Below are 11,830 nucleotides of genomic sequence, written 5' to 3'. Positions count from 1 at the left end.
AACTGCCGGGCCTATTTTAATCGGTGGGGAGGTAGAGATGATCGCGAAAACCTTACAGGACATGTTCAAACGATATCGCCGTCCTGGCGATGTAGTTTTGCGTTCGTGTTCCTTGCGTTTGCTGTCTTTTGTTAATGCAGCTGGACGAGCAGACACAAATCGTCAAGCGAACCAAGTGGTTTGCGCAACCCAGTCTTTGCCAATGATAGCCCTCTGGGCCATGGTGATTTTCGGATTTCTGCACTGGCTCAGTTCAGCAATGTCACAGCGGCGTCACGGACGGTGGACCGAAGTGGCATTCTGGTTGAGGTCGTTTGAATATGTTTTCTACTTCCTCGTTTACGTAAAAGCTGTTCCCTTGCTTGGGTATCTTCCCGCGACGGTAATATTTGCCGTGTTTTTGGCAATTCGCACCGGGTTTCGCGATGCTAAGGGTATCGGTTGTGCCGCATTGTTCGGCGTTTGTGTCACGGTCATCTTCAGGGCTTTCTTGCAGGTGAAAATCCCGGCCGGCGCTCTCTATGAGTATTTACCCGACACGGTTCGCGCGTTTGCGCTGACGTATCTTTGAGGTTTCGCTGATGGATGCTCTATTATCAGGTTTTTCGATACTTGCGCAGTGGCCGGTAATCGTTGCGCTTTTGATCGGGTCAATCGGAGGCGTGATTATTGGCGCTCTGCCAGGGGTGGGAGCGCCGGTGGCAATTGCCATTCTGTTACCCGCCACTTTCGCGTTTGAACCCATCGTTGGCCTGACCCTGCTGCTAGGCATCTATGGGTCCTCGATGTATGGCGGTGCAATCCCTGCCGTCCTGATCAATACACCGGGCACTGCAGTCAATGCCTTGACCACCTATGACGGCTATCCAATGACGAAGCGCGGCCAGGGTCATCGGGCGTTGTCACTGGCCTATTCGGCGTCATTTTTTGGAGGCATCTTTTCGATAATTTGCCTTATGCTCTTGTCTCCCGTCCTAGCACTCGTTGCCCCGCATTTTGGCAGCCGTGAGATTTTCCTAGCCGCGTTGCTTGGCATCATATTGGTAATTCTCGCTCATCGCGGCCAGATCTTTGCAGCGGGCATGCTGGCGGCATTTGGTCTGTTCTTGAACACTGTCGGGCTGGAGCCGGTCAAATACACCCGTCGTTTCACGTTCGAGCAAAGCTGGCTGGCTTCTGGGGTAGACCTGATTGTTGTTGTGCTGGGGCTGTTCGCAATCAGTCAGGCATTGCTTCTGTTGCTGGAAAAAAACCATGCACCGGGTGAAGCACATGTTGGCGGAGGCATCTTTGCGGGATTAGTAGAGCTGCTTGGCCTCAAGCGTATTGCAACCGTGTCATCCAGCATCGGCGTGTTCATGGGCATGGTGCCGGGCACCGGCGAGTTCACCTCGCAATTCCTGTCATACACATACGCACAAAAAACCTCTAAAAATCCAGAAGCCTTTGGCGATGGTTCGCCCGAAGGGCTGGTGGCTTCTGAATCCGCAAACAATGCTGTTCCCGGAGCGGCGATGATCCCGCTGCTGGCGCTGGGTATTCTGGCGAGGCACTGACGGCAATGATGTTGTCAGTCTTTTACGTGCACAATGTGATACCCGGGCCGCAGCTGTTCGAAAACCAGATGGATTTCGTCATGGCCTCTATATGGCGTTGATCCTGCTGAACGTGATCGTTCTGGTGTTTTTGCTGTTCTCGACCAATTTGCTGCTCAAGATCATTCAGATTCCAACTCGTTTTCTGGGCATCATGATCCTGATCCTGGCGTTTGTCGGCGTATACAGCCTGCGCAACTCGATCACCGACTGTGCATTGGCCGCGGCATTTGGAGTGTTCGGTCTGATCCTCAAACGGCTGGACTTGCCGATCGTTCCGATCATCCTCGGCATGGTTTTGGGCGGCATTATGGAGGTCAAGCTCCGCAGCGCCATGGCTCGGGTTAATTCACCGCTGGATTTTGTTGATAGACCGATTGCCGCCATCTTGTTCGGTATGATTGTTCTGATCCTCATTCTGCACTTTCGGGCTCTGTACTTCGAGTTCAGAAATAAGCTGCGACCAGAACCAAACGCCGAACCCGTCGATGCAGATCACCCAAATCAACAAGGTTGAGAATATCCATGGATCAGTCCCTAATCGACGCGCTGCGAATGCAGCAAGTCGCCCGCGCGGCCACTTCATTAACGGCAATTTCACTGACGGTGAAACGGGTGTGCAGGTTGAAGTGTTGTCCCCCATCGATGGCCAACCTCTGACTAGGATCGCCGATGGCAGCGTGGCGGACATTGAAGCTGCCGTCCTGGCCGCTCGGGTTGCTTTCGAGGACGGGCGATGGTCCGGAATGGCACCGTCAGGGCGCAAGAAAGTGTTGCTGAAGCTGGCGGATCTGATCGAAGAGCGTGCGCTGGAAATCTCTGTTCTGGGAGTGCGCGACAACGGCACCGAGATCAGCATGGCCTATAAAGCCGAGGCGCTTTCGGCGGCGGCGACATTTCGGTACTATGCCGAAGCAATCGACAAGATTTATGGCCAGATCGCGCCAACCAGTCACGATATTCTTGGCCTGGTACACCATGCTCCGGTCGGCGTGGTGGGTGCAATCGTACCGTGGAATTTTCCGCTGATGATCGGCAGCTGGAAAATTGCTCCGGCCCTTGCGGCAGGCAATTCCGTAGTATTGAAACCCGCAGAAAGCGCTTCGCTCAGCCTTTTGAAGATTGCTGAACTGGCTGCTGAAGCCGGGGTTCCGGATGGCGTGTTCAACGTCGTGACAGGGCGCGGCTCGGTTGTGGGCGAGGCACTGGCACTGTCGATGGATGTAGACATTATGGTGTTCACTGGGTCAGGTGCGACGGGTCGTCGGTTGCTGGAGTATTCAGCTCGTTCCAATCTGAAGCGCTGCTACCTTGAGTTGGGCGGTAAGTCAGCCAACATCGTCTTCAACGACGCCCCGGATCTGGCCGAGGCCGCCAAAGTGTCCGTAGCGGGAATCTTCCGCAACTCCGGTCAAGTCTGCGTTGCTGGCTCTCGCCTTCTTGTTCAGGAAGATATCTACCAGGATTTCGTGGCCGAAGTCTCGCGCCATGCTGAAAACTTTCGCGTCGGCGATCCGCTGGACCTGAACAGCCAGATTGGTGCCGTTCACAGCCTGCCGGAACTTGAGGCCAATCTGGATTTTGTTGCCAAAGCCGAGGCGGAAGGGGCAGAGCGGCGCACCGGTGGTAATCGCATCCTGATGGAGAGTGGCGGCTATTATATGTCTCCGACCGTAATGGCCGGGGTAAAAGAGACGGACCACTTGTTTCAGAACGAAGTCTTTGGCCCCGTTCTGGCGGTGACCCCCTTCAAAAACGAAGAAGACGCGATCCGGTTGGCGAACGCCACCGTGTATGGCCTGGCTGGCGGTGTCTGGACATCTAACCTTGGCCGCGCCCACCGTATGGTGGCTGGTATCCGCACAGGCGTCGTGCATGTGAACACCTATGGCGGTGCTGATCTGACCGTACCGCTTGGAGGAGTGCGCCAGTCCGGCAATGGGCACGACAAGTCTTTGCACGCGCTTGAGAAATACTTCGACCTGAAAACGGCCTGGATCAAGCTCTGAATGGCGGCGGAACGAAGGAGGAGCTTATGACTATGAAAACGATCCTGCTGATCGGCACCTATGACACGAAAGAAGCCGAGATGCGTTTCATTGAAAACGCAATTCACGCACAGGGCGCTGATGTACTGACAATGGATGTCTCAGTGCTGGGTGATCCCAAGACGCCAACCGACATCTCCAAGCACGACGTCGCTTCTGCCGGTGGCATGACCATTGATGAAGTCATCGCACAGGGGGATGAAAATAAAGCTTTTCGGGTAATGTCCGCGGGTGCCGCAAAAGTGGTTGCCCAGGCCTATGCCGATGGCCGCTTTGACGGGATGCTGGCCACCGGCGGTACCATGGGCACCGATCTGGCACTGGACTGTGCACAAGCGCTGCCGATGGGTGTGCCAAAATACATTGTGTCTACGGTCAGCTTTTCTCCTCTGATCCCTCCGCATCGTCTGGCGCCGGATATTCAGATGATCCTGTGGGCCGGCGGGCTCTATGGTATGAATTCGATTTGCCAGTCTTCACTCAGCCAGGCAGCCGGGCAGTTGTTGGCGCGACCAAGGCCGCTATTGCACCGGACCGCAGCAAGCCATTGATTGGAATGACCAGTCTTGGCTCGTCTTGTCTGCGCTACATGAAGACGTTGAAACCGGCGTTGGAGGAACGCGGTTTTGAGGTGGCGGTTTTCCACTCTACCGGCATGGGTGGCATGGCATTTGAAAAGCTGGCCGGCGAGGGCGCATTTGCCTGCGTGATGGATTTCTGCATGCAGGAATTCGGAAATTTTATGGCGGGCTCTGTCGTGTCCAGCGGCGAGGAGCGTGTAACCAGTGCAGGTCGCGTAGGCACACCGCAGATGATCGCGCCCGGAGCGTTGGACCTGTTGGATTTCGCGGGCTGGCAGGACATCCCCGACCAATATTCAGATCGTCCGTTTCACGTGCATAACCGACTGATCAAGAGTTCCGTCTTCAATGGGGATGAACGCCGCGCTTGGATCCGTGAACTGGCCAACCGAATGGAGGCCGCAACGGGACCTGTCCACTTTTCCTGCCTGTTCAGGGGTTGAAGCATGGGACAAAGAAGGCGAGGCGGCGCATGACCCTGATGCACTGGCAGATATGGTGGATGAGGTACGCATGGTTATACCGGGTCGTGTGCCGATGACAGAACTTGACGCTCATATCAACGACCACACGTTCAGCGAAGCGGTCCTCGTGCAATTTGATGCCTGGGTCGAGCAGGGTGTAATCAGCAAAAATCGCTGACCTTCGTCATTCCAACAAATGCATTTAACCTTCGGACGCCGTGGCGCCGCCTCGAGGGATACCTGCGAAAGTTGCATACCATTACAGGAAAAAGGTCAGCTTATTGCCGACAAGACAAAGCTGCTTGGACCCAATGTATTATCCCTCTAAGGCGACCCGGTCCATTTTGTTAGGGGTGAAGGAGTATCCTGCCAGGTATCGTGACACTGGGGAAACCAAAGACGAACGGCCATCCGGTGGGTGGTGTTGTTACACGAGCAGAATTCTTTGTTACTTTTCTTAAGTGCTATCGCTATTTCAATACGTTTAATAGCAACCCCGTTTTCTGTGCTGCAGCGATGGCGGTATTGGAAGAGATCAAAGACAGCAATTGCTGGAGAGCGCGAAAAATGTGGGATTGCATGCTCGCAAATGAATGGAAGCGCTGGCTCAGAAACGTGCCGTTATTGGAAACGCACGCGGATTCAGTCTGATCTTCGGTGCAGAAATTGCTTTAGACCGCGACGGCAAGGAACAAGGATATCGGCTTTCGCATATCTGGACGAGTAATACGAGAAAAGCGATCATTCTGATGAACACGTGTCCGGTTTGATTGGACCAGACAGTGACTATCGGAGCAAAAAGCTCGAGTTGATCGTGTCACTATGAACTGTTGGGTCACTATCTATGGGCTACGGTACAAAAAACGGTAACGTCCCTAGTACCTTTACACCCGCGCACCACCAAAAGGACACGCGTAAGCAGAATAGCAAAGCCAAATTGATATGCCGGGTGTGATCCAGAAAAAACAGAGCGTCACATACATCCTTCCGACACTTCACTCCTCGGTAAGGTGTTTCCTGACAGTTGGATCAATCTTGGTACTATGGGTTGAGTAGATACCACAGGCGGCAATGGCCTCACGCGCGGTTACCCGCTCGTGCAGGCGCTTCCAGATTGTTTTGGCGGCGTAGGGATGCGGGTAAGGGCGCCAAGCAACACCCATCGTCATTCCCCGCAGATACTTTAGTTGCTGGCGGTGCGCTGAATATAAGATGGTATTGGCAACGCTGCCTTCGCGCATCAACTCATGTTCGGTTATAAATATCCTGTTTCCCGCATTGTCACCAAACCAACGTAACGGAAATCTGGTGCATGCTTTTGTCTTGTGATGTGGCAATTTCGCGGGACCGGATTGTGAAAAGCCCATCAACTTCCTGAATACGGATTAACGAACAAAATATCTTCCCTTCCCAGGAAGGCGTGCAGAAAAACGAGTGATAGAAACCAACATAGCGCCTGAGGTTTTTGTGTTGGCCCCGAAAAGGATCCAGAAACGCGTCTGCGGGCGTTTTTCCGGATGGTGGTAAGACGTCCTTTAGCATTTGCTCAAAGTAAGCAGTTTCAGCGAACAGTTCGGCTTCTGTCAGGCCGAAATGGCGCGCGATCCGACGCATGTTGTGGGCCGAAGGCAGGCTGGAGCCATTCAGATACCGATTGAATTGCTGCCGGTTGACGCCAATATCCCGACAAATCTTTGAAATATTGCCGTGTTCTGCGCATAGCGACTTCAGGTTGGCAGAAAAATACTGGGACATGGAAAAACCCTTCGCTATTTGACGCTATTTCGCTGCAAATAGCATCACTTCGCATAAGATTGCACAATTTGTTTTTTCTGCAAATTGTTTTCTTCTTCGGCATCAGCTCGCAAAAAACAAGCTCTCGGATGCCAGTTAAAACCGTCGAAAACACATGGATCACACTCTCCGACGGGCGGAGGCTTGCTGCTCGACTCTGGTTACCCGAAACCGGTCCAGCTCCGGCCATTCTGGAATACCTGCCTTACCGCAAACGCGACGGCACAGCGCCCAGGGATGAAACAACACATAAGGTATTTGCCGAGGCTGACTATGCCTGCGTTCGGGTCGATATAGCGGGTACGGGCGACAGCGAAGGGCAATTCGACGATGAATACTCGGAACAGGAACTGAGTGATGGTGAAGAAGTCATCGCATGGATCGCAGCGCAGGATTGGTGCGACGGTCACGTTGGGATGATCGGAATATCTTGGGGTGGGTTTAATGGTTTGCAACTGGCTTTCCGGCAACCGCCTGCGTTGAAGGCCGTCGTCAGCGTCGCCTCGACCGTGGATCGCTATGCAGATGACATCCATTTCATGGGTGGTTGCCTGCTGAGCGACAACATGAACTGGGGTAGTCAGATGTTCGCTTATCTGACCAGGCCCGCAGATCCGGCCTTACGCGCAGACTGGCGAGAGGATTGGCTGATGCGGCTGCAAAACGTTCCATTTTCAGCCGCCGATTGGCTGCGTCATCAGACACGGGACACATACTGGAAGCACGGCTCGGTTTGCGAAGACTGGTCTGCTATCCAAACCCCGGTTTTGGCCATAACCGGCTGGGCAGATGCGTATGTAAATGCCCCGCCTGCTTTGACAGCCAACCTGACATCGCCCACCAAGGCCGTCATCGGGCCATGGGAGCATCGATACGCGCATATCTCGAAAATTGATCCTGCGGATTTCCATTCCGAAGTCATCGGCTGGTTTGATCGCTGGTTGAAAGAACAGGAAAACGGCGCAGAAGATTTGCCTGCGTACCGGACATACATGCAGGAGCATTTCAACCCGACACCAAAAAACAGCCCTCGGCAAGGTCGCTGGATAGCTGAAGGTCGCTGGCCATCGCCGCACGTACATGAACAGATCTGGCATCTGGCACCGGGCGAATTTTCCCCTACCCCAGCCCAAGGTTCCGCAGCCATTTCGTCGCCCTGCCATTTGGGCATGCAAAGCGGGTATTTTTGTGCAGGTATGCGGATCGATAACGAGCTGCCCGACGACCAGGCAAGCGACGATGCATTGTCGCTGTGCTTTGACAGCGCGCCATTGCGTGCGCCGCTGGAATTGTTGGGGCGCGCAAGACTGAAGTTTCGGTTTTCAGTAGACAAGCCTGTCGCTCAGATTATTGCGCGCCTATGCGATGTATCACCCGAGGGTATTTCACAGCGCATCAGCTACCGGTCGTTGAACTTATGCCATTTCCGCGATCACGAGACACCTGAATTCTTACAACCCGGCGAGGAATATGAGGCCGAGGTTGCCCTAAACGAATGTGCGCATCGACTGCGTGAGGGTCATGTGTTGCGGCTGGCCCTGTCGACGTCCTACTGGCCAATCATCTGGCCATCGCCAAACCAGGCACAGGTGACATTGCATTTGCAGGACTGCGCCCTGCATTTGCCGGTGCGCGAAGTATCGCGTGAAATCCAAGCCTGAACCCGGTCCGGCGCCGAAGTTTCCGGTTCTTGCAGCCGATCAATTGCGGACACCTGCGTCGCATTCCGAACGTAAAGAAACAGAAGACGGCCGGATCGTGCTTGAGACGTTTGACGACTATGGTAAATCACGCGATCCCTATCACGGCCTGATTGTCGGCAGTGATGTGCGCATGCATTACGGCATTAACCCGGATGACCCGGCCACTGCCCGGTTTGAGACGGCCTGGAATTTCACATTCGAACGGGCGGAGTGGCAGGTCGCCATCTCGACCGAGTGCCGCATGAGTTGCGACACGCAGAATTTCTACCTCTACCGCAAACTTCGCGCCACCGAAGGTGCCGATGAAACCGAAGTCCTGACAAAGGAATGGTCGGAAACCATTCCACGCGGATTTCTCTGACTTAATCCTAGGGAGGATACTATGAAGATAGAATGGACAAAGGCCAATGTTGGTCGTCGCGGGTTCCTGAAAGGCGCAACCGCGCTTGGAGCGACCACGGCGCTTCCGATGGGGTGGGCAAATCGCGTATTTGCAGCAGACGACGGTGTTCTGCGGGTACGGGCCTACGGCGATGCACAGAATATGGATCCGGCCCACTCGGTTGGTGTCGTGGAAGAAGAGGTACATGCCTCGATCTACAACAAGCTGATCCAGTATAAGCCAGGCGAGGAATGGGGCTGGCAGCTCGACGCGGCAACGATGATCGAGCAGGTTGACCCACCCATATCAAGTTTGCATTGCGTGACGATATCGGCTTCACCAACGGCTTTGGCGCCATGACCGCCGAGGACGTCAAGTTCAGCATGGAACGGATCGTGGATGACGCGACCGACAGCCCAAACAAACCCGACCTGGGACCGTTCAGCCATGTTGAAGTGACCGGTGAACGCGAAGGGACGATTGTGTTGAACAAACCCTTCGCACCGATTTGGTCAATTGCCCTGCCTTACATCACCGGAAACATTGTTTCGAAAGCAGCGGTCGAAGCAGCCGGTGGCCGGATCGGTGCTGATCCGGTGGCAGAGTCCGGCCCATATCTGCGGGACAGCTGGTCGCCCAAGGAAAAAACGGTTCTTAAGCGCAACCCCGACTGGAAGGGCGATGCTCCGACATGGGACACAATCGAGATCTATCCGATCGACGACGAAAACACCGCCGAGATCGCGTTTGAAGCGGGCGAACTGGACGTAACTCGCGTGTCGCTGGGTTCAGTCGAACGTTATCGCGCTGGTGTTCCCAATGGAGGATCGCTGGTTGAGAAACCCTCGCTTTACTATGTCTGGATGGGAATGAATGTTGAACATCCAAAGCTGCAAAATCAGAAGCTGCGACAGGCGATTCAACATGCCATAGATGTCCCCAGCATTCTGGAGGCTGCCTATTTTGGTGCAGCCGAACCGGCAACCGGGATCATTGCTCCGGGTTTGGCTGGGCATCGGCCGTCTTCGCTGGTGCCACCTGAGGCAAATTTCGAAAAAGCGGCGCAACTGCTTGCGGAATCGGGTGAAACCAACGTCACTCTGACCCTCGACACGCTAAACAAGACAACGTTCACGACAACTGCACAGATCATTCAGGCGACGCTGGCGCAAATCGGTATCACAGTTGAGGTGAATGTTCTGGAATCCGGTGCGTTCTGGGCGTCTGGCGACAACGAAAACCTGCAACTTGTTCTGAACCGCTATTCGATGACGCCGGACCCGTATTATGCGACGTCGTGGTTTACGCCCGAGCAAATTGGCAAGTGGAATTGGGAACGCTTTAACAGCGCAGAGTTCAACGAAATCCACGAAGCTGCGGCTGGGGAAACAGATATCGCAAAGCGGGCTGAAATGTACCAGCGTGCGCAGGACTTGATGGAAGAAAGCGGTGCCTATCGCTTCATCACACACGAGGCAACACCGGTCATTCACAGCGCAGGTGTCATTCCTGCATTGCGCCCGGATGGGCTGTCGCTGCTGCGTTACTTTGGCAAGTCGACCTGACCTCCCAGGTCGACAGGAGCGGCGGGCGCTGACACTCGCCGCTCCATAACCAACGCCATCCAGCCACAAGGAGCCAGTTGGCCATGCTGAACTTCGCAACCCGTCGCTTCGGGCTGTCGCTGCTCATCCTTTTCGTGGCGGTCACCGTCATGTTCCTGATGATCCGCGCTGTACCAGGCGATCCGGTCCAGATCATGCTGGGTCCGCGCGCCACACCCGAGCTTCAGGCCCAACTCACCGCCGCACTTGGTCTTGATCAACCGATCTGGAAACAGCTGCTGATCTTTTACTCGAACCTTTTGCAGGGTGACCTTGGCACCGATGTCTTCTCGGGTCGGTCTGTGACTGAGATTGTGTTTCAGCAATTGCCGTTCACTCTGGAGCTGATTTTTGCATCAATCCTGTGGTCCGCAAGTCTTGGTATCGCACTTGGCGCTTATGCGGCTGCGCATCCAAACACGATGATCGACCGGATCGCCGCCGCAATTTCCGTCAGTTTTGTTGCCGCTCCGGCCTTTGTTGTTGCGCTTTTGGCTTTGTTGGTTTTCGCCGTTAATTTGCAGTGGTTTCCCGCCATTGGGGCAGGAGAGGGGTTCTGGGACCGCCTTGACCATCTGGTTTTGCCTGCATTCGCCATAGGGCTCAGCTGGGTAGGATATATCGCACGGCTGGTACGGGCGTCGATGCTCGAGGTCATGGGTGAAAGCCATGTGCGTACCGCCCGGGCCTTTGGTATCGCGGAACGTCGCGTGGTCATGGTTTACGCATTGCGTATCGCAATTCTACCCGTGGTCACCGTGATCGGGGTCGGGATGGGCTTTCTGCTCAGCTCAGCCGTTTTTGCCGAAATCGTTTTGCCCGACCAGGCTTGGGTAAGCTGGTCATCGACAGCATCACGACCCGAAACTATCCGATTGTGATGGGTTCGGTCCTTGTATCAACGGCACTGTTCGTTGTGTCGACCGCCTTGGCCGATCTGATCAACGCGCTACTCGATCCACGCGCACGCACGGCTCATTAAGGAGGCGGAGTGATGGTAAAATCTCGTTCCGAACTTGGCCAGATCATAGTCGGGGTTGCCCGCGACCCGCTTGGGTTAATGGGTTTGATAATCGTTGGGACCATCGTGTTCTGCGCGATATTTGCTGCCTGGATTGTGCCTTACGATCCCATTGCCATGGATATCAAATCCCGCCTGCAAGGGCCGTCCGCGGCGCATCTGCTGGGCACGGATCAGCTGGGTCGCGATACGTTTTCGCGGGTGATTGCTGGGGGGCAGGTTGCGCTTAAAGTGGCGCTGCCAGCTGTTTTCGGCGCGATGGCGATTGGCCTGACTTTGGGCATGATAGCCGGGTACGGGCCGAAATGGCTCGACAACCTGCTGATGCTGTTTTTCGATACCATCCGGTCCTTTCCGACGGTGATGTTTGCACTGGCTGTTGTGGCCCTTGTCGGGCCCAGCTTGCAGACAGTTGTATTCGTGGTCATGGCGACCTCGATCCCGACATATGGGCGCGTGGCGCGAACCCAGACCCTGACGCTTCGCAATTCCGAATTCATTCTGGCAGAGCGATCAATGGGGGCCAGCATGACGCGTATTCTGGGTGTGCACATGCTAATATCATCGGGGTTCTGGCTGTCTTAGCAGCCATGGATATACCCACCGTCATCGCGCTGGAGGCCGGGCTGTCATTTTTG

General features: G+C 54.8%; 10 protein-coding genes and 5 pseudogenes. 12 read left to right on the top strand and 3 right to left on the bottom strand.

The window, feature by feature from the left end; translation table 11 throughout:
* Positions 1–37 precede the first annotated feature (37 nt).
* The 7 genes and pseudogenes from ACR3E2_RS17405 to ACR3E2_RS17375 all read left to right on the top strand — a co-directional run bounded on the left by ACR3E2_RS17405 (position 38) and on the right by ACR3E2_RS17375 (position 5,458).
* The gene (locus ACR3E2_RS17405) at positions 38–571 is read left to right on the top strand and encodes a tripartite tricarboxylate transporter TctB family protein (protein ID WP_480492838.1); all 534 of its coding nucleotides are present in this window, start codon (positions 38–40) and stop codon (positions 569–571) included.
* Between the two features lie 10 nt (positions 572–581).
* A pseudogene (locus ACR3E2_RS17400) lies at positions 582–2,112 on the top strand (tripartite tricarboxylate transporter permease).
* A gap of 8 nt (positions 2,113–2,120) precedes the next feature.
* A pseudogene (locus tag ACR3E2_RS17395) lies at positions 2,121–3,604 on the top strand (aldehyde dehydrogenase).
* Between the two features lie 26 nt (positions 3,605–3,630).
* Complete coding sequence (locus ACR3E2_RS17390; protein ID WP_480492837.1) at positions 3,631–4,194, top strand: Tm-1-like ATP-binding domain-containing protein; 564 nt, start codon at positions 3,631–3,633, stop codon at positions 4,192–4,194.
* A 38-nt stretch (positions 4,195–4,232) separates the two neighbouring features.
* Positions 4,233–4,667, top strand: coding sequence for a hypothetical protein (locus ACR3E2_RS17385; protein WP_480492836.1), 435 nt, complete (start codon positions 4,233–4,235; stop codon positions 4,665–4,667).
* Positions 4,573–4,866, top strand: coding sequence for a hypothetical protein (locus ACR3E2_RS17380; RefSeq protein WP_480492835.1), 294 nt, complete (start codon positions 4,573–4,575; stop codon positions 4,864–4,866). The genes ACR3E2_RS17385 and ACR3E2_RS17380 overlap by 95 nt, the downstream gene beginning before the upstream one ends.
* Positions 4,867–5,281: 415 nt before the next feature.
* A complete protein-coding gene (locus tag ACR3E2_RS17375; protein ID WP_480492834.1) occupies positions 5,282–5,458 on the top strand; it encodes a hypothetical protein in 177 nt (58 codons plus the stop codon).
* A 225-nt stretch (positions 5,459–5,683) separates the two neighbouring features.
* Here the strand turns inward: ACR3E2_RS17375 and ACR3E2_RS17370 are convergent, their stop codons facing one another.
* The 3 genes and pseudogenes from ACR3E2_RS17370 to ACR3E2_RS17360 all read right to left on the bottom strand — a co-directional run.
* Positions 5,684–5,851 carry a hypothetical protein gene (locus tag ACR3E2_RS17370; RefSeq protein WP_480492833.1) on the bottom strand — a complete coding sequence of 56 codons (168 nt, stop codon included), beginning with the start codon at positions 5,849–5,851 and terminating at the stop codon, positions 5,684–5,686.
* Between the two features lie 118 nt (positions 5,852–5,969).
* On the bottom strand, positions 5,970–6,302 hold the full coding sequence (locus tag ACR3E2_RS17365; RefSeq protein WP_480492920.1) for a hypothetical protein: 333 nt from the start codon (positions 6,300–6,302) through the stop codon (positions 5,970–5,972).
* Between the two features lie 12 nt (positions 6,303–6,314).
* Positions 6,315–6,443: pseudogene (locus ACR3E2_RS17360) on the bottom strand (XRE family transcriptional regulator); the annotation flags it as partial.
* A 128-nt stretch (positions 6,444–6,571) separates the two neighbouring features.
* Between ACR3E2_RS17360 and ACR3E2_RS17355 the strand changes: the two are divergent.
* The 5 genes and pseudogenes from ACR3E2_RS17355 (at position 6,572) to ACR3E2_RS17335 (ending at position 11,777) form a co-directional block, all read left to right on the top strand.
* A pseudogene (locus ACR3E2_RS17355) lies at positions 6,572–8,546 on the top strand (CocE/NonD family hydrolase).
* 21 nt (positions 8,547–8,567) lie between these two features.
* Entirely contained in the window at positions 8,568–8,927 is a 360-nt protein-coding gene (locus ACR3E2_RS17350) for a twin-arginine translocation signal domain-containing protein (protein WP_480492832.1), read from the top strand.
* Complete coding sequence (locus ACR3E2_RS17345; RefSeq protein WP_480492831.1) at positions 8,885–10,132, top strand: ABC transporter substrate-binding protein; 1,248 nt, start codon at positions 8,885–8,887, stop codon at positions 10,130–10,132. Before ACR3E2_RS17350 ends, ACR3E2_RS17345 begins: the two co-directional genes overlap by 43 nt.
* Before the next feature lie 83 nt (positions 10,133–10,215).
* Positions 10,216–11,153, top strand: a pseudogene (locus tag ACR3E2_RS17340) (ABC transporter permease).
* Positions 11,154–11,165: 12 nt separating this feature from the next.
* Entirely contained in the window at positions 11,166–11,777 is a 612-nt protein-coding gene (locus tag ACR3E2_RS17335; protein ID WP_480492830.1) for an ABC transporter permease, read from the top strand.
* Positions 11,778–11,830 lie beyond the last annotated feature (53 nt).

The sequence above is a fragment of the Ruegeria sp. AL7 genome (assembly GCF_056536105.1).
Note: the sequence above shows the minus strand (reverse complement) of the source record. Positions and strands in the feature narration are given on the sequence as shown.

Coding starts and splice junctions, on each gene's coding strand:
- ACR3E2_RS17405 (WP_480492838.1), top strand. CDS start 38: ATGATCGCGAAAACCTTACAGGACATGTTCAAACGATATCGCCGTCCT.
- ACR3E2_RS17390 (WP_480492837.1), top strand. CDS start 3,631: ATGACTATGAAAACGATCCTGCTGATCGGCACCTATGACACGAAAGAA.
- ACR3E2_RS17385 (WP_480492836.1), top strand. CDS start 4,233: ATGAAGACGTTGAAACCGGCGTTGGAGGAACGCGGTTTTGAGGTGGCG.
- ACR3E2_RS17380 (WP_480492835.1), top strand. CDS start 4,573: ATGGGGATGAACGCCGCGCTTGGATCCGTGAACTGGCCAACCGAATGG.
- ACR3E2_RS17375 (WP_480492834.1), top strand. CDS start 5,282: ATGGAAGCGCTGGCTCAGAAACGTGCCGTTATTGGAAACGCACGCGGA.
- ACR3E2_RS17370 (WP_480492833.1), bottom strand. CDS start 5,851: ATGGGTGTTGCTTGGCGCCCTTACCCGCATCCCTACGCCGCCAAAACA.
- ACR3E2_RS17365 (WP_480492920.1), bottom strand. CDS start 6,302: ATGCGTCGGATCGCGCGCCATTTCGGCCTGACAGAAGCCGAACTGTTC.
- ACR3E2_RS17350 (WP_480492832.1), top strand. CDS start 8,568: ATGAAGATAGAATGGACAAAGGCCAATGTTGGTCGTCGCGGGTTCCTG.
- ACR3E2_RS17335 (WP_480492830.1), top strand. CDS start 11,166: ATGGTAAAATCTCGTTCCGAACTTGGCCAGATCATAGTCGGGGTTGCC.